The following is a 24,013-nucleotide window of genomic DNA, read 5'->3' as shown; positions in this document are numbered from 1 at the left end:
CGTCCGGATCGTAACGCCGCCCGGTGACGGCGGACCGCCACCCGCGGCCCGGCGGAGTCGGTACGGTCCTGGTCAGGGCGGTGTGCGGGCGCTCCGGCGGCTCGCCCGGTGCCCCGTCACGGCCGCCTCACCGCACCGCGGAGAACGTGAACGCGAACCGGGCGGGCCCGGCCGTCAGCCGGTACCGGGGCAGCACACCGGGGCCGCAGGAGCGGCTGCCGAGGCCGTGCTGCGCATGGTCGAGGTGGAGCCGGACCCGCTCACCGGGCGTCAGATCCGTGGTGTGCCGGGCGGCGTCCAGCTCCTCCGTGGTCCAGCGCCGGGCGGTGAGGAAGAACTCCGGTACGCCGTCGATCCGCAGGCCCGTACCGTCGGCCCGGGTCAGCTCCGCCCACCGCACACCGGGCCGGGCACCGTTCTCCTGCGGGCGGACGTACGGCGTCTGCAGTGCGTCGACGGACGACTCCCAGCGCCCCAGCCGCGCGGCCGCCCGGCTGTCGGGGTAGCCCTCGCCGGGTCCGCCGCCGTACCACCGCACCCGGCCCAGGCTCCCGGCCACCGCCATCCGCAGCCCCAGCCGAGGCAGCGGAACATGCCATTCCCCCTCGGGCTCGACGGTCACCTCCAACCGCAGCAGCTCCGCCGCGGCCGTCCAGCGGTGGACCACACGCAGCGCCGCGTCCGTCCCGGCGGCCGCGACCCGGGTGCGCACCGTCAGTGCCTCCGGTGAGAGGGCGACGTCGTCCGTACGGTGCCGCATCCGGTGCAGCCCGGCCCGGCGCCAGGCGGCGGCGGGGCCCGGATCCGATGGGCCGGACGCCGCCTCGTCGTTGTCGGTCGGCGCCCGCCACACCTCCAGCCGCGGGCCGTGCACCGCCTCGCCCGCCACGGCGGTGAGCAGGCCCGTCGCCGGGTCGAAGACACCGGGGCCCAGCGTGAGATCCGCCCCCGAACGGCGCGGCGCCACCGGGGGGCCGACGGGCGGGCCGGTGCGGTCGCCGGGCGCCGGTGCGGGCAGTTGGCCCCAGGCGACCTCGTGCCCGGCCGCTGCCCACGCCGTTCCCTCCGCCAGCACCGCCCGGACCGTCCACCACGCCTCCGGATAGGACCCGTCGGCGCGCGTCCCACCAGGTGCGGAGAGCACCGGCGGCAGCTCGACCTCGGCCGTCGCGCCCGCCGCGGTGTCCGGGACGGTCAGGGTGCCCGAGGCGTGGGCCACGCCGTCCACCTCGTACGCCCAGGAGAACGCCAGCCCCGAAAGGTCCGCGAAGTCATGGAGGTTGCGGATCACGACCGTCCGCGGCGGACCGTCGCCGGAGCCGCCCTCCGTGATCCGTACCGGCTCGACGACCTTCTTCAACTCCGTCAGCCCTGGGGACGGCGTACGGTCCGGGAAGACCAGCCCGTCGCAGACGAAGTTGGCGTCGTGCAGCTCCTCGCCGAAATCGCCGCCGTAGGCGTGGAACTCCGCCCCCTGCGGGGTGGTGCGGTGCAGCCCGTGATCGAGCCACTCCCAGACGAAGCCGCCCTGGCAGCGCGGATAGGTCTCGAACAGCCGCTGGTACTCGCTCAGTCCACCGGGTCCGTTGCCCATCGCATGGCCGTACTCGCACAGGACGAACGGCAGATCACGCCGCCGGGCGGCCAGTTCGGCATCGTCCGGTGGCTCCTCCGTACGCCGCCCGATCCGCTCCACCTCGGCGTGGTCGGCGTACATCAGGGAGTACACATCGGTGTCGGCGCAGCTCGGGTCGCCCTCGTAGTGCAGTGGTCGGGACGGATCCCGCCGCCGCATCCAGGCGGCCATCGCGGACAGCCCCTGCCCGGTGCCGCATTCGTTGCCCAGCGACCACATGATCACGCTGGGATGGTTCTTGTCCCGCTCGACCGTGCGGCGGGCCCGGTCGAGCAGCGCGGGCTCCCAGCGCGGATCGTCCACCGGATTGTTCCGCCAGCCCAGCGCCCGGAAGCCGTGGGTCTCCAGATCGCACTCCTCGACGACCCACATCCCCAGCTCGTCACAGAGGTCGAGGAACGCCGGATGCGGCGGATAGTGGCTGGTGCGCACCGCGTTGAGGTTGTGCCGCTTCATCATCAGCAGATCCCGCCGCATCGTCCCGCGGTCCAGGGCCCGGCCCCGGTGCGGGTCGAACTCATGGCGGTTGACACCGCGCAGCAGGATCCGACGGCCGTTGACCTGCAACAGCCCGTCCGCCACCCGGACGGTGCGGAAGCCGATCCGCAGCGGAATCCGCTCGCCGGGCGTGACCAGCTCGCCGTCGTAGAGCACCGGGTCCTCCGCCGTCCACGGGCGGACCGCGACGGTGGCGCTCTCGTCCGTCGCCAGATCCAGGCCGAGCGACGGCACCGTCACCCGGCCCGGCGGATCGCAGCTGACGCGGAGCGTGCCGAGGCCGGTGGTGTGGTCGTACCCGGCGTGCACGAAGTGGTCGGCGACCGCGCCTTCGGGACGGCTGTGCAGCTCCACCTCCCGGAAGATGCCCGGCAGCCACCACTGGTCCTGGTCCTCCAGATAGCTGCCCGACGACCACTGGTGCACCCGGACGGCCAGGACGTTGCCGCGCGGGCGCAGCAGCGGGCCCACCGCGAACTCGTGCGCCGACCGGCTGCCCTTGAAGTGGCCCAGCTCCGTGCCGTTGAGCCACACCCGGGCGCAGGACTCCACCCCGCCGAAGTGCAGCACCGCCGGGCCGCCCGGCCAGTTGGGGGGCAGATCGAAGCGGTGGCGGTGATCGCCGGTCGGATTCTCGTCCGGCACCCGCGGCGGATCGACCGGGAACGGGTACGCGGTGTTGGTGTACGCGGGCGCGCCGTGTCCCTGGAGCACCCAGTGGCCCGGAACCTCCAGCTCCGACCACCCCGCGTCGTCGAACTCCGGGGCGGTGAACGCGGTGTCCGTATCGGCGACCGTGGGGGAGAGCCGGAACCGCCAGCGGCCGTTCAACGACAGCCGTGCGGCGTCCGACCCGGCGTACCAGGGCCGGGGCGGCAGCGCACCGCTCCCCGGCGACCGGTCCTCGTGATACGGCACGGTGGTCCGGCCGGGCGCCGGTGGGGTACCGCTCATGGCTCCTCCTCGCTGCGGGGCACCGGCCCGGTGGCGGGCGGCGGTGCGGTACGGGGATCGGTGCGATGGGGATCGGTCCAGCGAAGCACGCCCCGCCGCCCGCCCGCAGGAGGGCGGCGGGGATCGGCCGGGCGGACACCCGGACGCACCCGGGACGGACCGGCGCGAACGGCGGGCGCTACCGGGCGTCCCCGCCCGCGCCGTCCCGCCGGTCCGGGGCGTCCGGGCCGGATATCGCGGTGGCGAGCGCCGCCGCCGGATCCTCCGCCGCCGCTCCGGCCGGTGCCCAACGGCCCTGCTCCTTGCGGTACGGCCACCAGCGCCCGTCCCGCCCGCGCCGCAGCTGGGCGGCGCCGCCCCGCACCGTCCAACGGGCCCGCGCCATCCGCAGCTCGGGCCGCGCGGCGTCCGGCCAGGCGGCGGCGAGCTGCGCCCGGGCGCGCACCAGATCGGCCGGATCCGGCACCCGGTCCTCCTCCAGGACGTCGAGCGCCGCCGCGCCGCCCAGCCGCCAGGCACGCACCGCCAGGGCCATCGTCCGCGCATCACGCCCCGAACCCGCCGCCAGCCGCGCTACCGCCGCGGGCCCGGGATCGGCGGCCGCCAGCCGTACGGTGTCCTGCGCGCGGGTGAGTGCGGGCGGCAGCTGACCGGGCCGGGCGGCAAGCAGCAGGGGCGGCAATTCCCGGGCCCGGGCCGCCGCGTCCGCCCGCAGCAGCTCCAGCGCCGCGACCTCCACCCCGGGCTCGGGCGGGGTGCCGCCCCCGAGGGGAGCCGGATCGTCCCAGGCGTCCACGGGAGGCGGCAGGTCAGGCAGCGGCGGCAGCGCTTCCCGCGCCGCGTAGACCTGGGCCGCGGGGATGCCGAGGACCGCCGGGGGCCGTTCCCCGGAGGCGTCGGCGGCCCGCGCCGCGCTCCTGGCCTGCAACTCGTCCAGCAATTCCCGCTCCCCGCGGCCGCGGACCAGCAGCAACAGGAACGGGTCCTCGTCCAGCAACCGGGCCAGCTGGTAGCAGAGCGCGGCGGAGTGCGCGCAGTGGTCCCACTCCTCGCAGCTGCACTCCGACTCCAGATCGCCGATGCCCGGCAGAAGCGTGATGCCGACATCGGAGGCGTCCTCGGCGAGCACCGGCGGCAGGTCGCGGTCGAGCAGCGCGGCGATGTGCCCGGCGCGGTCCGCCATCACATCCAGCAGCCGGTCCCACTCCCGCGGGTCGAGCTGTTGCAACAGGACATCGGTGCGGTGCCGGGTGTGGTCGCGGTCCCGCACCATCGCCGTGATCCGCCCGGGCCGCACCGACACGGCCCCCACCGCACCGGCCCGCGCATGCCGCCGCCCCTGCTTGACCTGTTGTCCGTCGAGCGCGGTGTCCTCCAGCGCCTTCAGCCACGCCCGGCCCCACCAGCTCTGCGCGAACGCCCCGCCGCGCACCGCGGGCAGCGCCGCGAACGTCCGCTCGGGCACCGCCTCGCGCCCGCCGGAGGAAGCCTCCCCGTACTCCGCCCGCATCTCCGCCACGACCCCCGTCACCCTGTCCTCCTCGCCTTCCCGTACGTCCTGTCCGTCGTGCCCCCGAGGGCCCGGCCACCCCGTCATCCGTGCTCTCCCCGCAGGGTGACCAACTCCGCTAGCTCGGCGTCGGTCAGCTCCGTCAGCGCCGCGTCGCCCGCGCCGAGCACCGCGTCGGCCAACTTCTGCTTACGGGCGAGCATCCCGGCGATACGGTCCTCGACCGTGCCCTCCGTGATCATGCGGTGCACCTGGACCGGCTGGGTCTGCCCGATGCGGTACGCCCGGTCGGTGGCCTGGGCCTCGACCGCCGGGTTCCACCAGCGGTCGAAGTGCACGACATGGGAGGCGCGGGTGAGGTTGAGCCCGGTGCCCGCCGCCTTCAGCGACAGCAGGAACACCGGCACCGCCCCCTCCTGGAAGCGCCGCACCATCTCCTCCCGCCGCGCCACCGGCGTCTGACCGTGCAGCAGCTGCACGGGAATGCCGCGCCCCGTCAGATGCCGCTCCAGCAGGCGCGCCATCTGTACGTATTGCGTGAACACCAGCACACTCGCCTCCTCGGCCAGCAGGGTCTCCAGCAGTTCGTCGAGCAGTTCCACCTTTCCCGAACGCCCGGCAATCCGCGGCGAGTTCCCCACGCCCTCCGAAACCGGAGCGCCCGTAGGAGCCCCGGTTTCGTTCACCGGAACGGGTTCTTCCGGCCGTACGGAGGCGGTCGTCGGGGCGGCGTCCAGCTCCTTGAGGTACTGCGCCGGGTGGTTGCAGATCTGCTTGAGCGAGGTCAGCAGCCGGACCTGCACCCCGGCGGCGGCCAGCGACCGCCCCGCCGGGCCCAGCAGGGCGACGACCTCCTCGTCGTCCAGCTCCAGCGTGTCCGGTACCGCCGCCGAGAGCAGCGGCGCGAGCGGCGCCCACGCGGCGGCGGCCCGGCGCAGCGTGACCAGGGTGTCCATCCGGGCCCGCGCACCGAACGCCTCCCCGGCCGCCGGGCCCCCGGCCCACACCTCCGCCGCGTCCGCCACCACACCCGGGTCCGTCACGCTGTGCACCTGGAGGACGGCCGCGAAGGTGAGGCTCCCCGGGGCGGCGAGGAGGTCCGGCGCGCCCTCCCCGGCGGCCGTGGACAGCCCGCCGGGCCCGCGGACCTCCAGCCGCAGCGACAGCCGTACGCCCGCATCGTGCCCGGCGGCGATCTCCGCCGCCCAGGCGTGCTGCTCCGGGATGTGCTGCGGGGCGGACGCCGCGAAGGCCGGGGCGCCGGTGAGGAGCTCGGCGGCGGGGGAGCGGGGCAGCCCGTCGGCCACCGCATCGAGGAAGGCCCGCAGATGCCGCTCCGCCTCCGGCAGCAGGACGGCGCCCTCCGGACCGGTGCCGTCCGGCGCGGGGAGCGGCGCGGCGCGCGCGTACGGCGGCAGGGCGGCGGCCAGCGCACGCACCCGCTCCCCGTCCGCCGCATCGAACGGCCCCAGCCGCCAGGCGTCGTACCCCTGGGGGCTCAGTCCGGGCAGCAGCCGTCCCCGGGCGACGAGTTGCAGCGCGACCACCCCCGCCGTACCCCAGAAGGCGACGGAGGGATCCGCGCCGCCACCGCCCCGGGCGCGGGTGAGCAGCGGGAGCGCCTCCGCGACGGGCAGCAGGAGAGCCGGTACGTCGCGGAGCGCGATGCCGCTGCCGTCCCCGGGGAGCGCCACCGTCAGCTGTTCGGGGGCCACGGGGTGCTCTCCGTCCGGAGCCGGTGCGGGCGTGGTGGGAGCGCCCGAGGAGTCGGGGGCGGCGTCCAGGGGCGCACCGTCCGGACGCCAGAAGGCGATCCGTCCGGCACGCGGTGGATCCGAGGGCAGGAAGGTGGCCGCGCAGTCGGCGAGGGTGGCTGACAGAGCTGGTCGAGGGGTGGCGGGTGACAGCGGGAGGTGGGTCACGGTGACACGGACTCCTCAAGTTTGACTACTGCCCGATGTGGCGCCCGAGGGTACAGGACGCGCAAGCTGTTCATGGAACCTGCGGCGCCTGGACGGCGTTCAAGAAGTGACAGAGCGCGGTACGTGCCGCGGAAGGGGAGTGAATCGATGTCCACACGGGCGAAGGTCGCAGTGGGTGGCGTCGCGGCGGGAGTGATCCTGCTGTGGCTGCTGCCGCTCTGGGCGGCCCTCCTGGTGATGGTCGGTGTGCCGGTCGTCGCCTATCTGGCGCTGGACCCCTCCCAGCGCCGCCGCCTGCGGAACGTGAACCGCAAGCAGCTGGGCCGCTGAGGCGAGCAGAAGCCGGGGCGCCCTCCGTGGGCAGCGGGCGAACACCCGCTGCCCACGGGGGCGCCTTCGGCATTCCCGCAACCGCCGGTGACCGTTTCCCCCCGACGCCGGAGGTCGCTCGCAGCGCCTGAATCCGCTCGGCGCCATGTGCCCGGGGCTGTACACGCCGCCCGAGGTGCGCTCCGTGGCGCCGTCGGACCACACCCGTACACACACGGTCCGGGGCCCGGGCACCCGAGGTCCGGGCGCCCCTCCGCCTCATGAGGACATGCCCCGTCGCCGCGCTCCACGTCCGCCGGGCGAACGCTGGAACAACGACGGAACGCCGCGCACACGCCCTAGGTCTCCGGACCCGGACCCCTGCCGAGCGGACCGGGACCGTGGCCCGATGTCTGCATGCCCCTCCCGTACCTACGCTCGCTCGCGGACACGACCGCAGGCGGACAGCCCGTCCGCCGCCGAAGCCCGCAGCCCGAGGGAGCCACCGTGCCGTTCACCGGTGCCAGCCACATCCGTATCGCCCGCCCGTCCCGCGATCTCGCCCGGGCCGAACGGTTCTGGGTACAGGGGCTCGACCTCACCGTCCTCCACCGGGCGACCGGCGAACCCGGGCTGCACGACCTGCTCATGGTCGGCCACCCGGACGCCCCCTGGCACCTCGAACTCGTCCACGACGCCCGGCACCCCGAGGAACCCCGCCCCACCGAAGAGGACCTGCTGGTCATCTATCTGGACGGCCCCGTCCCCGACGAGCTGGTGTCCCGGCTCGTCTCGCACGGCGGCACGCGTGTCAGCTCGCCGAACCCCTACTGGAACGAATGGGGCGTCACCATCGAGGACCCCGACGGCTACCGCCTCGTGCTCTCCACCCGCGGCTGGTCGAACTCCTGACGGGCCTTCGGGCGAGCCGCCCGCCCCGGGCAAGGCCCCGGGCCGGACGGCGTTTCCTCTCCTCTCCTGGTTGTGTCAGACCGAACCGGACGCCGTGCCGGTCAGCCCCTGCTCATCCCCGTCGTACGGCCTGCGCGCCCGTGTCAGGGCACCGGTACGCGGGGCGCGGCGCCACCGGCCGGTGGTTGTCCGAAGGGTGCCGACGGGCCCCGATGATCGTGTCGCCCTTCCTGCGCGAGCCCGCTCCGGTGCGGTCCGCCACAGAGGCGCGGCCGACCCGGAACCCCCCGCCGCCGGATGCCCCCGAGCCACATCCGCGGCCCTCGCCGCGAACCGTCAAAGCCCCTGCTTCCGCCGCCCCGGTGAACACTCCGGCGTCCGCCGTACCGCCGATCCGTCCCGCCGTGCCGAAGGTCCGTCCACGAGCCTGTCCCGCCACCGTCATCCGGACGCGCGCACCACTCATCACCTGCATCAATGCCTCCCCGTGAGCCTTGTCGACCGATGCAGGACAAGTCCATCACGAGGGTCTGACAATCGACGTCGACGCACCGGCGATGCCCGGACCACCCTCAGACGGGGCGGGCCGCGAGCGCCTCCAACGACGTCAGCAACGCGGGAAGTTCCGGGCCACGGCCGACGGGATGCACCTCGCCCGGCTCCTCGTCCAGCAGCACGAACGCGATGTCGTCGGTGCGGGCCACCATGCTCCACCCCGGGCCGTCCACCCGCAGGGTGCGCGCCTCGCCCGCGGCGAACGACGACCGGACCCGCCCCGGCGGCGGAGGCTGCGTCACATAGCCGCGTGCCTCGGCCAGGACCCGCCGGACCCCCGCGTGCGGCTGCGTACCGGGCGCCACGAACGTCGCCTCGCCGTCGGTCTGTTCTCGCCACACCGCCCACTGCATCGCGATCTCGTCGGCCCCCAACCGCCGCTGCGCCGGCCCCCACGCGGAGGCGTCCGGCGGGGTCAGCGCCGGACGGCCGCCCTCATCGGGGGCCGGATCGTGCGGTTCGGGTATCCCGGGGGCGGCCACGGCCAGTGCCAGCGGCCAGCCGGGCAGCGCGGCGACGACGCTGTCCTCCCCGGGGGAGAGGTCGTACTCCATGCCGCAGTCCCAGGCGGCGACGGCACACGCCACCAGGGTCACGTCCTCGGTGGCCACCGTCCACCGGGCGCCCCGGCCGTCCTGCCCGAGGACCAGGCCGTACCCCTCGGCGTACGGTTCGAGACCGAGGCCCGCGCACACCTCGGGATAGTCGTCGCCCAGCACGCTCGGGAACTGCGCGGGAGTCAACACCAACGCCGTCAGCACGAACAACTGGTCGTCGCCAGCGTCCTCGCTCGTCGCCACGCCAGCCACCCCATCCGGTCCGTCCGACAGTCGTCGGCGCACCTTAAATGGCTCGGTACGGCCTTGTCACCAGAGGCTGATGCCCTCCGCAGCCCGCCGTGCTGCGGCCGGAACACGTCACGGCGTCTTCCGGCCACGCTGTCCGGCACACGGACGGGGCACGTCCCCGGGCACCTAAGGTCGAAGCCTTCCAATCGAACGGATGGGGCATACCAGGTGCAGCGCTACGACTGGCTGAAGGAAATCCGGCGACTCGACCCGGAACGCGATCACCTGCGGATCTACCGCATCACCGCGACCCACGAATTCCCCTGGGACATGACCCGGGCCCTCGAACTGGCCCTCTACCGCACCTACGCGGTGCCCAGCATCGGCCGCCTGCTGGCCGAGACCGCCGAACTCACCGACCGCACCCAGAAGCGCTACGACGACACCGCGCTCCTCCTGGACGCCGTCGTCGAGCACGGCTTCGACGGAGCCGAAGGCCGCACCGCGATCCGCCGCATCAACCAGATGCACCGCAGCTACGACATCAGCAACGACGACATGCGCTACGTCCTGTGCACCTTCGTCGTGGTGCCGAAACGCTGGATCGACCAGTACGGGTGGCGGCGGCTCAGCGACCACGAGATCCGCGCCCTGGTGACGTATTACGCCACTCTCGGCCGCCACATGGGCATCACCGGCATCCCGCGCACCTACGAGGAGTTCGCGCACTGCCTCGACAGCTACGAAGAGGCCCACTTCGGCTGGGACGAGGGCGCCCGGCGGGTTTCGGACGCCACCTTGGACCTCATGGCGGGCTGGTACGGCCCGCTCGCCCCGGTGGTGCGCGGCGCGAGCATGGCCCTCCTGGACGACTCCCTGATCACCGCCTTCCGGTACAAGCCGCCGCGCCCGGCCGTCCGTACCGCGGTGCGCACCGCCCTGCGGCTGCGCGCCCGCGCGGTACGGCTGATGCCACCGCGCCGCCGCCCGCACTACGCCCGGCAGAACCCCGAGATCAAGGGCTACCCCAACGGCTTCCGCATCGCCGACCTGGGCACCTTCCCGGGGCGCCGCGCCGGGACCTGCCCGGTGCCGCACACGGAAGGTCCCGCTCCGTCGACGGCCCCCGGGGCGACCGGCCCGGGGGAGTCGGCGTAGCGCTCAGCCCCTGCGCACGGCCAGCGCCAGATAGCGGTGCTCCTCGTCGGCGTACCGCACCAACTCCCAGCCCGCGGCGGCCAGCAGGGGCCGGAGATTCGGCTCCGCCCGCAGGTCGTCGGGGGTGAGCGCCCGGCCCTTGCGGGCGGCGAGCGCGGCCCGGCCCACGGGATGGAACAGCGCCAGCCGTCCCCCGGGGCGGACCGCCCTGGCCCATTCGGCGAGGCTGTCCGCGGGGTCCGGGACATGGGAGATCAGCCCCGCGGCGAAGACGGCGTCGAGCACCGCGTCGCCGACGGGAAGGCGGGACGCGTCCGCCAGCAGCAGCGACGCCGAAGCGTCCCGCCCTTCCCGTACGGCGGCATCCAGCATCTCCGGGGTGAGGTCGGCGCCCAGGACGGTTCCGCGCGCCCCCACCGCAGCCCGGAGCGCGGGCAGCGCCCGGCCCGTGCCGCAGCCCGCGTCCAGGACCCGCTGCCCGGGCCGCAGCTCCAGCGCGGCGACCCCGGCTGCGTAGGCCGGTCCGTCGTCCGGGAAGCGGGCCTCCCAGTCGGCCGCACGCGGACCGAAGAACTCCCGTACTTTCTGCGGGTGTCGGATCTCTCCGTCGGGCATCGGGCTCCTCCGGGGCGGGGCGGCGGCCACCGGGAAGGGCGGCGCCGGGGCGGACGGCGCGGTGGATGGACGGGCCGTCACCGCACCGGGGTCGTGGCCCAGTCTGCCGCGAGCGGCGCTTCCCGGGGCGGCGCGGCCCGTCACCGGACGCCGCACCGCCCCGGGCTCACGCCGCGAGGTCGGCCATGGCGACCACCTTGTCGACGTGGACCCGGACCACCAACTCCCCGGGCACCCCGTTCCGCGCACCGAACTCCTCGGCCCGCTCCTCGCCCATGTAGCGCGCCGCGATACGGGTCGCCCAGTGCCGGACGTCCGCCACGTCCTCACCGATCTCGGCGGTGCCCTGGACGACGACGAACGAGAACGGTGGCCGCTCGTCGTCCACACACAGCGCCACCCTGCCGTCCCGCAGCAGATTGCGGCCCTTGACGGTCTCCTCGCCCGTGTTGAACACCAATTCGTCGCCGTCCACGACGAACCAGACCGGTGCCACATGGGGACGGCCATCGGCCTGTACGGTCGACAACTTGCCGGTGCGGGTTCCCCCGGAGAGGAACTTCAGCCACTCTTCTTTCGCCATTTTTCGTGCCATGGGCACATACTCCCCATCCGCAGCGATCGTGCTGCGCAGGGCACGCCGCAGGGCCGCTTGCCGAGACGCCGGAGGTGAGCCACGCTGGCACAGCAGTCATGTACCGGCTGCCGTCCGCGCCACTGGCGGGGACGGGGACACGGGGAGGAAGCAGCATGGCACTGACCAGCGGGCTCGACTGGCTGCTGGATGATCTGACGCAGCGTGTGGAGAAGGTGCGGCACGCGCTGGTTCTCTCCAACGACGGCCTGGTCACCGGCGTGAGCCAGGGCCTGGCACGACAGGACGCGGAGCATCTGGCCGCGGTCGCCTCGGGCCTGCACAGCCTCGCGAAGGGCTCCGGGCACCACTTCCGCGCCGGTCGGGTGCGGCAGACGATGGTCGAATTCGACGACGTGGTCCTCTTCGTGACCGCCGCGGGGGACGGCAGCTGCCTGTGCGTACTGGCGGGCCGCAACGCCGACATGGGACAGATCGCCTACGAGATGACGCTGCTCGTCAATCGCGTCGGCGAACATCTCGGCGTCGCGGCCCGCAAACCGCAGAATCCGCAGAGTTATCCACAGGGGCGAGAGCAGGGTTGACCGACTGTCACACACCCCCGCTACAGTCGTGACTGTCAGTGACCAATCGGACTGCGGGGGATTTCCATGACAGTCATGCACGACGGACAGCAGACACTCACGATGGGCCAGGCCGCCCGCGAACTGGAGCTGAGGACGGGGGAGTTGGAGCTGGCCATCCAGCTCGGCGCGGTACGCACGGTCCCGGCGGGAATGACTCCGCGGCCCGCAGTCGCGCACCTCCGGCGCCGCGTCCCCGTCGGAGAGATCCACCGGCTGCGGTCCGCGCCGGACTACCCGGACGTCTTCCGGGAGCGGCTCCACACCGTCGGCACCACGGAAGCCGCCGCCCTCATGGGAATCGGCCCCAGCCGCTTCCTGCGCCTGACCAAATCGGGCTGCTTCACCCCGGTCAGGTTCTACGTCAACCGCTACGGCGTCCTCGTCTGGCTCTACCTCGCCTCGGAGGTCGCCGCCTTCGCCGACCGCGCCCCCGAGCTGCTGCACACCAACACCCCGGCGGCGGTACGGACGATGCTCGACGAGGGCCAGGACTGGCGCCCTCGCCAATGGCGGGGCCGACGCGTCGCCCAGCTCATGGGACAGGCGGCCGACGCCTGGGAAGCGGCCGCCGTCCTCGCCGCGGTGCTGCCCCCGGAGGAATTCGCCTCCGTCGTCCCGGACACGGCGGAACGGGCCGTGCTCCGCGACCTCAAGCCCCACTTCGCCTCCGTGATCACCGCCACCCCGGCCGCCCGCGAAGCCTACGAAAGCGTCCTGGTCGCCGAGGCGTTCGACGAGGTGCTGTGGTACCGCGTCAACCTCAACCGAGCCGTCGAACGGGCCCGCGACGAGGCACCGCACCGTCCGCGGAGCGTCACCAGCGGACCGTCCTCCGTCCCCCGCCGCCGACGGCCCGCGGCACCGACCGGGCCGACCAGGCCCGACCGGCGCGGACCGGCCGCCCCTCAGACCGGCCGGAAGAGGCCCTCCTGGACGACGGAGACCAGCAGCCTGCCCTCGCGGTCGTAGATCGAGCCGCGGGCCAGACCCCGGCCGCCCGTCGCGATGGGGGACTCCTGGTCGTACAGGAACCACTCATCGGCACGGAACGGCCGGTGAAACCACATGGCGTGATCGAGGGAGGCGAGATCGAAGCCGCGTGGCCCCCACAGCGGCTCGACGGGGAGGCGGACCGCGTCCAGCAGCGTCATGTCGCTGGCGTAGGTCAGCGCGCAGGTGTGCACCAGCGGGTCGTCACCGAGCGGCCCGACCGCGCGCATCCACACCGCGCTGCGCGGCTCGGCGCCCTCGAGCTGCTCCGGCGTCCACCGCAGCCGGTCGACGTACCGGATGTCGAAGGGCTGCCGCCGGGCCATGCGCTCCAGCGCCTCGGGCACCGCGCCCAGATGCGCGCGGGCCTCCTCCGCGATCGTCGGCAGATTCTCCGGCCCGGGCACCTGACGGATCGGCAACTGATGGGTGAAGCCGGGCTCCGGCTTGTGAAAGGAGGCGGTCAGATTGAAGATCGTGCGTCCCTGCTGGACGGCGACGACCCGGCGGGTGGTGAAGGACCGCCCGTCACGCACCCGCTCGACCTGGTACACGATCGGCACCCCGGGGCGGCCCGGGCGCAGAAAGTACGCATGGAGGGAGTGGACCGGCCGGTCGTCCGCCACGGTCCGCCCCGCCGCCACCAGCGCCTGGCCCGCGACCTGCCCGCCGAAGACCCGCTGGAGGGACTCCTGCGGGCTGCGGCCACGGAAGATGTTCACCTCGATCTGCTCCAGATCGAGCAGATCGACCAGCTTCTCCGCCGGATTCGTCATGGCCGGTAGCTCTCCGCCGCGGCCCGCCACATCTCACTCACAGCTGCCCCACCTCCGTCACCCGCACCACCGCACGTCCCTCCTCGTCGGAGGCGGCCAGATCGACCTCGGCGGAGATGCCCCAGTCGTGATCGCCGTTCGGGTCGGCGAAGGTCTGCCGCACCCGCCACAGACCGTGCTCCGCATCCTCCTCGATCTGGAGCAGTTTGGGACCACGCGCGTCCGGTCCGGTGCCCAGCTCCTCGTACTCGTCCCAGTAGGCGTCCATCGCGTCGCCCCAGGCATCGACGTCCCAGCCGGAGTCCGCGTCCAGCTCGCCCAGCTCCTCGACCTTGTCCAGCGCCGCGAGCTCCACCCGCCGGAACATCGCGTTGCGGACCAGCACCCGGAACGCCCGCGCGTTCGCCGTGACCGGACGGACCTGATCGGCGCGCTCCGCCGCCTCCTCCGCCGTCTCCGTCTCCGGATTGGCCAGCTGCTCCCACTCGTCCAGCAGACTGGAGTCGACCTGCCGCACCATCTCGCCCAGCCAGGCGATGATGTCCTCGAAGTCCTCGGACTTGAGATCGTCGGGGACAGTGTGGTCCAGCGCCTTGTACGCGCTCGCCAGGTACCGCAGCACGATGCCCTCGGTACGCGCCAGCTCGTAGAACGACGTGAACTCCGTGAAGGTCATGGCGCGTTCGTACATGTCGCGGATGACCGACTTCGGCGACAGCGGATGGTCGCCGACCCACGGGTGGCTGTGGCGGTACAGCCCGTAGGCGTGGAAGAGGACATCCGCCAGCGGCTTGGGGTACTCGACGTCCATGAGCCGCTCCATGCGGTCCTCGTACTCGACGCCGTCGGCCTTCATCTGCGCGACCGCCTCGCCGCGCGCCTTGTTCTGCTGGGCCGCGAGGATCTGCCGCGGATCGTCCAGCGTGGACTCCACGACCGACACCATGTCCAGCGCGTACGACGGCGACTCCGGATCCAGCAGGTCGAACGCCGCGAGCGCGAACGTCGACAGCGGCTGGTTCAGCGCGAAGTCCTGCTGGAGGTCGACGGTCAGCCGCACGATACGGCCCTCCGCGTCCGGCTCGTCCAACCGCTCGACGATGCCGCCGTCCAGCAGCGACCGGTAGATCGCGATGGCCCGCCGGATGTGCCGCAGCTGATTGCGGCGCGGCTCGTGATTGTCCTCCAGCAGCCGCCGCATCGCCTCGAACGCATTGCCCGGCCGGGCGATGACGGAGAGCAGCATCGTGTGCGTCACGCGGAAACGCGAGGTCAGCGGCTCGGGGTCGGAGGCGATCAGCTTCTCGAAGGTGTTCTCACCCCAGTTGACGAACCCCTCGGGCGCCTTCTTCCGCACGACCTTGCGGCGCTTCTTCGGATCGTCGCCCGCCTTCGCCAGCGCCTTCTCGTTCTCGACGACGTGATCGGGGGCCTGCGCCACGACGAAGCCCGCGGTGTCGAAACCGGCCCGGCCGGCCCGCCCCGCGATCTGGTGGAACTCCCGGGCCCGCAGCGTCCGCACCCGGGTGCCGTCGTACTTGGTCAGCGCGGTGAACAGCACCGTACGGATGGGCACGTTGACACCGACACCGAGCGTGTCCGTCCCGCAGATCACCTTCAGCAGACCGGCCTGCGCCAGCTTCTCGACGAGCCGCCGGTACTTGGGCAGCATCCCCGCGTGGTGCACACCGATGCCGTGCCGGACGTAACGCGACAGGTTCCGCCCGAACTTCGTGGTGAACCGGAAGTTCCCGATGAGCTTGGCGATCTCGTCCTTCTCGGCGCGCGTGCACATGTTGATGCTCATCAGCGCCTGCGCCCGCTCCACGGCGGCCGCCTGGGTGAAGTGGACGATGTAGACCGGCGACTGGTGGGTCTCCAGCAGCTCGGTCAGCGTCTCCGTCATCGGCGTCGCCCGGTACTCGTACGACAGCGGAACGGGCCGGGTCGCGGAGCGCACCACCGACGTCGGCTTGCCGGTGCGCCGCGTCAGGTCCTCCTCGAACCGCGACATGTCACCGAGCGTCGCGGACATCAGGATGAACTGCGCCTGCGGCAGCTCCAGCAGCGGAATCTGCCAGGCCCAGCCGCGGTCCGGCTCCGCGTAGAAGTGGAACTCGTCCATCACGACCTGGCCGATGTCGGCGTCCTTGCCGTCGCGCAGGGCGATGGAGGCGAGCACCTCGGCGGTGCAGCAGATCACCGGGGCGTCCGCGTTCACGGACGCGTCGCCCGTGAGCATGCCGACGTTCTCGGTGCCGAACAGCTTGCACAGATCGAAGAACTTCTCCGACACCAGCGCCTTGATCGGCGCGGTGTAGAAGGTGACCTGGTCGTTGGCGAGCGCGGTGAAGTGGGCGCCAGCCGCCACCAGACTCTTACCGGAACCGGTCGGGGTCGACAGGATGAGGTTCGCGCCCGAGACCACTTCGATCAGCGCCTCCTCCTGGGCAGGGTAGAGCGCGATGCCCTGCTGCTCGGCCCAACTCGAAAAGGCTTCGAAGAGGGCATCGGGGTCGGCGTCGTTCGGCAAATGATCGATGAGGGTCACGCCCCCATACTGCCTGGCCCCGGCCCGTATCCGGGAACCGGCCGCTCATATGGAGATCATCTGGCGTTACGCTGTGTGGCCGACCAGGCGTCACAGAGACCGGACACCGGAATTCAAGGGGTGGGGAACGACCATGATGGGACCGGCGCATTCGCTGTCCGGGGCCGCGGCCTGGCTGGGGGTGGGTGCGGCGGCAGCAGGCGCCGGGTATCCGATGCCCTGGCCCGTGCTCGTCTGCGGCGCCCTGATCTGCGCCGGGGCGGCACTCGCCCCCGACCTGGACCACAAGTCCGCGACCATCTCCCGTTCCTTCGGACCGCTGTCGCGCATGGTCTGCGATGTGGTCGACAAGCTCTCGCACGCCGTGTACAAGGCGACGAAGATGCGCGGCGACTCGAACCGTTCCGGTGGTCACCGCACACTGACCCACACCTGGCTCTGGGCCGCTCTCGTCGGCGGTGGCATGTCGCTCCTCGCCGTCGAGGGCGGGCGGTGGGCGGTGCTGGGCATCCTCTTCGTCCACATGGTGCTGGCCATCGAGGGGCTGCTGTGGCGCGCGGCCCGGGTCTCCAGCGACATCCTGGTGTGGCTCCTGGGCGCCACCATGGCGTGGATCCTGGTGGGCATCCTCGACGAGCCGGGCAACGGTGCCGGCTGGCTCTTCACCGACCCGGGCCAGGAGTACCTCTGGCTGGGCCTGCCGATCGTCCTCGGCGCGCTGGTGCACGACATCGGCGACGCCCTGACGGTGTCGGGCTGCCCGATCCTGTGGCCCATACCGATAGGCCGCAAGCGCTGGTTCCCGGTCGGTCCGCCGCAGGCCATGCGGTTCCGCGCCGGAAGCTGGATCGAGCTGAAGATCCTCATGCCCGCGTTCATGCTCCTCGGCGGCATCGGCGCCCTCGGAGCGCTCGGGTACGTCTGACCCGTGACCCGGCCCGGGCGGCGCGGCTCACCGCGGCGCCGCCCCGGCCGGTCACCGCCGCCGCGACCGGCCGGGGCACCGCGCCGGTCGGGCCGACGCCCGCCGCGCAGGAGCCCGGCCGTCCCGAGGGGGAGCGCCGCTGCTGCCGCACCCGCACCTCAGCCGTGCCAGGAGCGCCACAGCGCCGCGTACGCACCGTCGGCGGCGACCAACTCCTGATGGCTGCCCAGTTCGCTGATCCGACCGGCCTCGACCACCGCGATCAGATCCGCGTCGTGCGCGGTGTGCAGCCGGTGGGCGATGGCCACGACCGTACGGCCGTCCAGGACCTGCCCGAGCGACCGCTCCAGACTGCGGGCCGCCCGCGGGTCGAGCAGCGAGGTCGCCTCGTCGAGCACGAGCGTGTGCGGATCGGCCAGCACCAGCCGGGCCAGGGCGATCTGCTGCGCCTGCGCCGGGGGCAGCGCATGGCCGCCGGAGCCGACCTCGGTGTCCAGCCCGTCCGGCAGCGCCCGCGCCCAGCCCTCGGCGTCGACCGCGGTCAGCGACGCCCACAGCTCGTCCTCGGCGGCGTCGGCGCGGGCCAGCCGCAGATTGTCGCGGAGCGACCCCACGAAGACGTGGTGCTCCTGGTTGACCAGCGCCACATGGGAGCGGACCCGCTCGGCGGGCATGGCGGACAGCTCCGCGCCGCCCAGCGTCACCGAACCGGTCCGGGGCCCGTAGATCCCCGCGAGCAGACGGCCGAGCGTCGACTTCCCGGCCCCGGACGGGCCCACGAGTGCGAGCCTGCTGCCGGGCCGCACCCGCAGCGACACCTCGTGCAGCACGTCCACGCCCGGGCGGTAGCCGAAGCGGACCTCGTCGGCGTGGACGTCCCGGCCCTCGGGGGCGAGCGCCGCGTCGGTGGCGTCCGGCTCGATCTCCCGTACGCCGACGAGCCGGGCGATGGAGACCTGCGCCACCTGCAACTCGTCGTACCAGCGCAGCACCATGTCGACCGGCTCGGTCATCATCTGCGCCAGCAGCGCACCGGTCGTCAGCTGCCCGGGGGTGATCCAACCCCGCAGCACGAAGACGCCGCCGAGGATCAGGACCGTGCCGTGGAGCAGCACATACGTCACGTTGATCACCGGGAAGAACACCGACCGCAGATAGAGGGTGTACCGCTCCCAGCGGGTCCAGGAGTGCACCCGCTGCTCGGAGAGGGCCACCCGCCGTCGGCCCAGGCGGTGCGCCTCGATGGTGCGGCCCGCGTCGACGGTCTCGGTGAGGGCGGCGGCCACTGCGGCGTACCCGGCGGCCTCGGAGCGGTAGGCGCGCGGGGCACGGGCGTAGTACCAGCGGCAGCCGATGATCAGCAGCGGGAGCGCGATGACGACGGCCACGGCGAGCGGGGGCGCGGTGACCACCAGCCCGCCCAGCAGCAGGGCGATCCAGACCACCCCGATGGCCAACTGCGGCACGGCCTCCCGCATGGCCTCGGAGAGCCGGTCGATGTCCGTGGTGATCCGGGAGAGCAGATCGCCGGTGCCCGCCTTCTCCAGGACGCCCGGCGGCAGCGCCACCGACCGGACGAGGAAGTCCTCCCGCAGATCCGCCAGCATCTCCTCGCCGAGCACCGCCCCGCGCAGCCGCACGATGCGGACGAAGACCGTCTGCACCAGCAGCGCGGCGAGGAAGAGCGCGACGGTCGTGCCCAGCGGGAGGGAGGTGGCACCGGAGGAGAGGTCCTCGACCAGCCCGCCCAGAAGGTAGGGGCCGATCATCGAGGCGACGACCGCCGTGGTGTTCACGCCGATGAGCAGCGCGAACGCCGTGCGGTGGCGCCGCAGCAGCCCGGCCACGTAGGAGCGCACCGTCGCCGGGGAGCCGACCGGCAGGGTGGTGGCGGTCTGCGGGGTGTCCGGATCGTGCTCCGGTGGGGCCAGGCCGATCATGCGGTCTCCTCGATCGGTGCGGTACGGGCGGCGGCGCCCGCGGGCTGCGGACGGTCGTCGCCGGGCGGGTCGGGCGGGGCGGTGTCGCGGGTGACGACGGCGCGGTACGCGGGGCAGGTGCGGAGCAGGTCGCGGTGCGGTGCGGCGGCCACGAGAACGTCGCCGCGGAGGAACACCACCTCGTCCGCCCGGTCGAGCAGCAGCGGGCTGGCGGTGAGGACGACGGTGGTGCGGCCGGTGCGCAGCGCCCGCAGCCCGTCGGCGATCCGCGCCTCGGTGTGCGCGTCGACGGCGCTGGTCGGCTCGTCGAGGACGAGGACCTCGGGGTCGGCCACCAGGGAGCGGGCGAGGGCCAGGCGCTGGCGCTGGCCGCCGGAGAGGGAGCGGCCGCGCTCGGCGATCCGGGCCGAGTCCGGGGCGCCGGACGGGTCGTCCGATGCCTGGGCCAACGCGGTCAGCACATCGCCGCACTGCGCGGCGTCGAGGGCGTCGGCGCTCTCGACGCGGCCGGAGGCAGGGATGTCGAGAAGGTCCCCGAGGGTGCCGGAGAGCAGCGTCGGGTCCTTGTCCTGGACGAGGACGGCGGCGCGCGCCGTCTCGCGGGGCACGGCGTCGAGCGGGGTGCCGCCGAGCAGGACGGACGGCGGTGCCTCGGCCGGGGCCGGGGGAGCGGCATCGGGCGTGTCGGAGGCGGCGGGCGTGGGCTCGGTGTCCGGTGGGTGGCCGCCGAGGCGGTCGGCGAGCCGTCCGGCGGCATCCGGATCGCCGCAGACCACGGCGGTCAACCGGCCCGCGGCCGCGGTCAGTCCGGTCACCGGGTCGTGCAGATCGCCGGTGAGCGGGCCGTCCGGGGTGACACCGCCGCCGCTGGGGCGGGTCAGGGCCAGCACCCGGGCGGCGCGGTCGGCGGAGGGACGGGCGAAGGCGTACGCCATGGCCGTCTCCTCGAAGTGACGCAGCGGGAAGAGGAGGAAGGTGACGGCGCTGTAGACGGTGACCAGTTCGCCGACCGCGATCCGGCCCTGGAGGGCGAGCTGGACGCCGTACCAGACCACCGCGACGAGCAGCAGCCCCGGGAGGGCGACCTGGACGGCGGAGATCAGCGACCACATGCGGGCGCTGCGGATCGCGGCCCGGCGCTGTTCCTGGGAGGCGGTGCGGTAGCGGTCGAGGAAGAGGTCCTCGCCGCCGATGCCGCGCAGGACGCGCAGTCCGGCGACGGTGTCGGAGGCGAGTTCGGTGGCGCGTCCGGCCTTCTCGCGCTGGGCGTCGGCGCGGCGGGTCGCGTGCGGCAGCAGCGGCAGGACCGCCAGTGCCAGGACGGGGGCGCCGACGGCGACGACGGTGCCGAGGGCCGGTTGGTAGAGCACCAGGGCGACACAGACGCCGACCGAGGTGACGGCCGCGGCGCCGAAGCGGGAGACGCCCTCGACGAGCCAGCCGATCTTCTCCAGGTCGCCGGTGCCGACGGTGGTGATCTCACCGGAGGCGACCCGGCGGGTGAGGGCGGAGCCCATGTCGGTGGCCTTACGGGCGAGGAGCTGCTGCATCCGGGCGACCGCGGTGATCCAGTTGGTCACCGCCGCCCGGTGCAGCATCGTGTCGCCGAGCGCGACGAGCGCGCCCAGGACGGCCAGCAGTCCGCCGGCGAGGGCGAGTCGGGAGCCGGACCGGTCGACGACCGCCTGGACGGCGAGGCCGACGGGTACCGGGAACGTGGCCTGCGCACCGGTGTGCACCAGCCCCCAGAAGAGGGCCTTGAGCTGGCCGCCCAGTTGGTTGCGGTAGAGCCAGCGGAGGAGCGCGCCGCCGCTGCGGGCGTCGGGTTCGCCGGGGTCGGCATAGGGAAGGTCGCGAATCTGCATGGTGTCCAGAGACGTTGAGGTGGGGCGCCGGGGCGGCGCACGGGGTGGCGGGCCGGATGCGGCCCTGGTGGCGCGGGGCGGACCGGAGGGGGAGCGGTCACGCGCTTCGTACGGTCGGGGTCGGAGGCGGATGCGGACCTGGTGTGAGGGGCGCGGTCGGTGGGCCCGAGGTGGTCGGCGTCGGGGGCGGGTGAGGTCCGGGACGGTGTGGTGCGCCCGTGGTGCCCGGTGCCCGCGCCCGCCGCCGATGGGGCGCCGGGCCGTCACCGTGCGGGTACGCGCACCGGATGCCGCGGCCCCGCCGGGCAGGGCGGATGACGCGGCGTCGCGGACACGTCCAGGCAGGCTGGCGCGGTGGCCGGTTGATTTCAAACGGTTTTTCCGCGGTGCGGGCCCGTCCCGGACAGCCCCGGTCCGGCCGACGGACCGTGACCGGCGGGCGGACGGACCGCGGCTGAGGCGTTGTCGGTGGCGGGTGGCAGCATGGGGGCATGCGACATGCGGGTGGTGTGATGTGGGCCGCGGCGGGGCTGGTGCTGCTGGTGGGCTGCGGTTCGGCCGACCGGAGCGGTGGAACGGGCGACGACCACGCCGGTGCCCGGGCCCACGGCGGGCACGGCGCGGACGGCGGGAGCGATGCCGCCCGCTCCGCTCCGCTCACCCGCGTCCCCGGCATCGGCCCGGCGCTGCGCGCCCGGATCCCCGCCGCCTCACGCCAGGTCGTCGCGGTCTACGGCCGTGGTGCCGACTCCCCGGACGCCACGCTCGTCCTGTACGACAAGGGTGCCAAGGGCTGGGAGAAGAAGGGGAGTTGGGCGGCGCACAACGGGCGGCACGGCTGGACGACGGACCATCGCGAGGGGGACAGGCGCAGCCCCGTGGGGGTGTTCACGCTGACCGACGCGGGTGGGGTGCTCGCCGACCCCGGCGCCCGGCTGCCGTACGCGCACAGCGCGGCGTTCACCCCGCCCGCGTACTGGTCGAAGAACACCCGGCACGACTTCGACTACGTCGTCGCCGTGAACTACAACCGCGTGCCGGGCCGGTCGCCGCTGGATCCGGAGCGGCCCGAGGGGCAGGCCAAGGGCGGCGGGATATGGCTCCATCTCGACCACGGCAGCGGCACCTCGGGCTGCGTCAGCATCGCGAAGGAGGGCATGGCCGATCTGCTCCGCGCCCTCGATCCGGCCCGCCGTCCGGTCGTGGTGATGGGGGACCGGGCCCACCTGGAAGGGTGACGCCCGGGCCCGGGGTGCCGCGCCCGGGCCCGTCGGCGGCTACTCCGCGGGCTTCTCCGAGTCCATCCCCGGCCGGGCCTTCTTCCAGTGGCCGCGGGTGAAGTCGGGGATCTCCTGCGGTGCGCCGCCCGCCTTGATGGAGGCGTCGCTCAGCGGGACGGGAGCGGTCCAGGTGGCCGCGTCGTACACGTCGAAGTCGGGTACGAGGCCGAGCCGCATGCACTGCATCATGCGGAAGACCAGCATGTAGTCCATGCCGCCGTGGCCGCCCGGCGGGTTGGCGTGCTCCTTCCACAGCCAGTGGTCCCACTCCGCGTACTTCCCGAAGTCGCCCCACTCGTCGTCGCTGTGGTCGGGCTCCAGGTAGATGCGCTCCGGGTAGTCCTCGAAGACGCCCTTGGTGCCGCCGAGGCTGTTGATCCGGCTGTAGGGGTGCGGTGTGGAGACGTCGTGTTCGAGGCGGATGACGCGGCCCTTGGCGGTCTGCACGAGGCTGATCGTCCGGTCGCTCTCGATGTACGACTCCTTCCAGCTCGGGTCGCCGGGCGGCATGTGCTCCTTGCGGTAGGCGGCCAGGCCCAGGGCGGGGGTGCCGAAGCTGGCGATGCGGACCGCGCGGTCGCCGCGGTTGACGTCCATGTAGTTGGCGACGGGGCCGAAGCCGTGGTTGGGGTAGAGGTCGCCGCGGAGCCGGGTGTGCCACAGGCGGCGCCAGGGTCCTTCGTAGTACTCCGGGTCGAACATCAGGCCGCGCAGATCGTGGTTGTAGGCACCGGCGCCGTGCAGCAGATCGCCGAAGAGCCCGGCGTGCGCCATGCGCAGCACCCGCATCTCGTTCCTGCCGTAGCAGCAGTTCTCCATCTGGAAGCAGTGTCTGCGGGTGCGCTCGGAGAGGTCGACCAGCTCCCACAGCTGGTCGAGGCGGAGGGCGAGCGGGCACTCCACGCCGACGTGTTTGCCGTGGCGCAGCGCGGTCGCGGCCATGTCGAAGTGGCGGTCCCAGGGTGTGGCCGCGTAGACGAAGTCGATGTCGCCGCGGGCGCAGAGGTGGACGAAGTCCTCCTCGCCGTTGGCGTAGACGGCGGGCGCGGGCTGTCCGGCGTCGGTGACCTTCTTCGCGGCTTGCGCGGTCTTCTCCTTCACCGGGTCGCAGACCGCGACGACGCGGACGCCGGGGACCGCCAGAAAGAGGTCGATCATGCTGCCGCCGCGGTTGCCCAGACCGATGATGCCGACGCGTACGGTGCTGCGCGGCTCGAACGGCACCCCGATCATGGTCTTTCCCCGGGCCGCCGGAGCCGCCGCCCCGGGCGCCGCGGCGGGAGCGCGCATGGGGGAAGCGGCCGTGGCCTGGCCCGCCGTGAGGCCGCCGAGGCCGAGACCGGCGCCCGCCGCGCCCGCGGTCCACAGGACCGAACGGCGGCTGGGGCCCGGGTCGTCGGCGGGGGAGTCCGCGGTCGGGTGGCCGTCGGACGGGGATGCCTGGTTCTGCGGATGGGCCTCGTTCATCGGTCCTCCAGGGGAGCGGATGGCGGGGTGCCTAGCGTGAACCTCGCCCAGGACCCTGGCGGTTGGGCGGCCGACGGCACAAGAGGGCCGGTTGGACGGAGCGTTCGGGCACTTGGACTTCTCGTCGGCCGCCCCGGGAGG

Annotated in this window: 18 protein-coding genes; 7 read left to right on the top strand and 11 right to left on the bottom strand. The window is 73.4% G+C overall.

The genetic code is table 11. The features are described 5' to 3' along the window. Nucleotides 1-127: 127 nt before the first annotated feature. From IF23_RS0103445 to IF23_RS0103435, 3 genes are all read right to left on the bottom strand, one after another. Nucleotides 128-3,088, bottom strand: coding sequence for a glycoside hydrolase family 2 TIM barrel-domain containing protein (locus IF23_RS0103445; RefSeq protein ID WP_030279591.1), 2,961 nt, complete (start codon nucleotides 3,086-3,088; stop codon nucleotides 128-130). A 178-nt stretch (nucleotides 3,089-3,266) separates the two neighbouring features. Then, nucleotides 3,267-4,598, bottom strand: coding sequence for an SWF or SNF family helicase (locus IF23_RS0103440; RefSeq protein ID WP_051739187.1), 1,332 nt, complete (start codon nucleotides 4,596-4,598; stop codon nucleotides 3,267-3,269). Nucleotides 4,599-4,681: 83 nt separating this feature from the next. After that, nucleotides 4,682-6,520: a helicase-related protein gene (locus IF23_RS0103435; RefSeq protein WP_037677166.1), complete on the bottom strand. Its 1,839-nt coding sequence runs from the start codon at nucleotides 6,518-6,520 to the stop codon at nucleotides 4,682-4,684. Between the two features lie 147 nt (nucleotides 6,521-6,667). Between IF23_RS0103435 and IF23_RS0103430 the strand changes: the two genes are divergently transcribed. Together IF23_RS0103430 and IF23_RS0103425 are read left to right on the top strand one after the other, a co-directional pair. Continuing rightward, complete coding sequence (locus IF23_RS0103430; RefSeq protein WP_030279587.1) at nucleotides 6,668-6,850, top strand: hypothetical protein; 183 nt, start codon at nucleotides 6,668-6,670, stop codon at nucleotides 6,848-6,850. A 486-nt stretch (nucleotides 6,851-7,336) separates the two neighbouring features. Continuing rightward, on the top strand, nucleotides 7,337-7,741 hold the full coding sequence (locus IF23_RS0103425; RefSeq protein WP_030279585.1) for a VOC family protein: 405 nt from the start codon (nucleotides 7,337-7,339) through the stop codon (nucleotides 7,739-7,741). A gap of 572 nt (nucleotides 7,742-8,313) precedes the next feature. Here IF23_RS0103425 and IF23_RS0103420 read toward each other — a convergent pair. Beyond that, a complete protein-coding gene (locus IF23_RS0103420) occupies nucleotides 8,314-9,096 on the bottom strand; it encodes a hypothetical protein (RefSeq protein ID WP_030279584.1) in 783 nt (260 codons plus the stop codon). Between the two features lie 216 nt (nucleotides 9,097-9,312). On the opposite strand from IF23_RS0103420, the gene IF23_RS0103415 reads away from it, so the two are divergent. Then, a complete protein-coding gene (locus IF23_RS0103415; RefSeq protein WP_030279582.1) occupies nucleotides 9,313-10,242 on the top strand; it encodes an oxygenase MpaB family protein in 930 nt (309 codons plus the stop codon). Nucleotides 10,243-10,245: 3 nt separating this feature from the next. Here IF23_RS0103415 and IF23_RS0103410 read toward each other — a convergent pair whose 3' ends face one another. Then, nucleotides 10,246-10,857, bottom strand: a complete 612-nt coding sequence (locus tag IF23_RS0103410) for a class I SAM-dependent methyltransferase (protein WP_030279580.1) — start codon at nucleotides 10,855-10,857, stop codon at nucleotides 10,246-10,248. A 166-nt stretch (nucleotides 10,858-11,023) separates the two neighbouring features. Continuing rightward, nucleotides 11,024-11,452, bottom strand: coding sequence for a PPOX class F420-dependent oxidoreductase (locus IF23_RS0103405; RefSeq protein WP_030279578.1), 429 nt, complete (start codon nucleotides 11,450-11,452; stop codon nucleotides 11,024-11,026). A gap of 155 nt (nucleotides 11,453-11,607) precedes the next feature. On the opposite strand from IF23_RS0103405, the gene IF23_RS0103400 reads away from it, so the two are divergent. Both IF23_RS0103400 and IF23_RS0103395 read left to right on the top strand, forming a co-directional pair. After that, a complete protein-coding gene (locus tag IF23_RS0103400; RefSeq protein WP_030279577.1) occupies nucleotides 11,608-12,036 on the top strand; it encodes a roadblock/LC7 domain-containing protein in 429 nt (142 codons plus the stop codon). A gap of 75 nt (nucleotides 12,037-12,111) precedes the next feature. Beyond that, nucleotides 12,112-13,047, top strand: a complete 936-nt coding sequence (locus IF23_RS0103395) for a DUF6397 family protein (RefSeq protein ID WP_037677161.1) — start codon at nucleotides 12,112-12,114, stop codon at nucleotides 13,045-13,047. On the opposite strand, the gene IF23_RS0103390 is transcribed toward IF23_RS0103395, so the two are convergent. Further along, nucleotides 12,984-13,844, bottom strand: coding sequence for an acyl-CoA thioesterase (locus IF23_RS0103390; protein ID WP_030279574.1), 861 nt, complete (start codon nucleotides 13,842-13,844; stop codon nucleotides 12,984-12,986). The genes IF23_RS0103395 and IF23_RS0103390 overlap by 64 nt on opposite strands. Nucleotides 13,845-13,881: 37 nt before the next feature. After that, nucleotides 13,882-16,395 (bottom strand): DEAD/DEAH box helicase, encoded by a 2,514-nt coding sequence (locus IF23_RS0103385; RefSeq protein ID WP_030279573.1) that lies wholly within the window; start codon nucleotides 16,393-16,395, stop codon nucleotides 13,882-13,884. A gap of 133 nt (nucleotides 16,396-16,528) precedes the next feature. On the opposite strand from IF23_RS0103385, the gene IF23_RS0103380 reads away from it, so the two are divergent. Then, the gene (locus IF23_RS0103380; protein ID WP_030279571.1) at nucleotides 16,529-17,320 is read left to right on the top strand and encodes a metal-dependent hydrolase; all 792 of its coding nucleotides are present in this window, start codon (nucleotides 16,529-16,531) and stop codon (nucleotides 17,318-17,320) included. A gap of 158 nt (nucleotides 17,321-17,478) precedes the next feature. Here the strand turns inward: IF23_RS0103380 and IF23_RS0103375 are convergent, their stop codons facing one another. Then, nucleotides 17,479-19,260 (bottom strand): ABC transporter ATP-binding protein, encoded by a 1,782-nt coding sequence (locus IF23_RS0103375; protein ID WP_030279569.1) that lies wholly within the window; start codon nucleotides 19,258-19,260, stop codon nucleotides 17,479-17,481. Next, complete coding sequence (locus tag IF23_RS0103370) at nucleotides 19,257-21,125, bottom strand: ABC transporter transmembrane domain-containing protein (protein WP_037677158.1); 1,869 nt, start codon at nucleotides 21,123-21,125, stop codon at nucleotides 19,257-19,259. Before IF23_RS0103370 ends, IF23_RS0103375 begins: the two co-directional genes overlap by 4 nt. A 491-nt stretch (nucleotides 21,126-21,616) precedes the next feature. Here IF23_RS0103370 and IF23_RS0103365 point away from each other — a divergent pair, with 491 nt between their 5' ends. Next, a complete protein-coding gene (locus IF23_RS0103365; RefSeq protein WP_030279561.1) occupies nucleotides 21,617-22,363 on the top strand; it encodes a L,D-transpeptidase family protein in 747 nt (248 codons plus the stop codon). A gap of 39 nt (nucleotides 22,364-22,402) precedes the next feature. Here IF23_RS0103365 and IF23_RS0103360 read toward each other — a convergent pair whose 3' ends face one another. Then, a complete protein-coding gene (locus IF23_RS0103360) occupies nucleotides 22,403-23,872 on the bottom strand; it encodes a Gfo/Idh/MocA family protein (protein WP_030279559.1) in 1,470 nt (489 codons plus the stop codon). Between the last annotated feature and the right edge of the window lie 141 nt (nucleotides 23,873-24,013).

This window comes from Streptomyces catenulae (assembly GCF_000718015.1).
Classification (GTDB): Bacteria; Actinomycetota; Actinomycetes; order Streptomycetales; family Streptomycetaceae; genus Streptomyces; species Streptomyces catenulae.
Note: the sequence above shows the minus strand (reverse complement) of the source record. Positions and strands in the feature narration are given on the sequence as shown.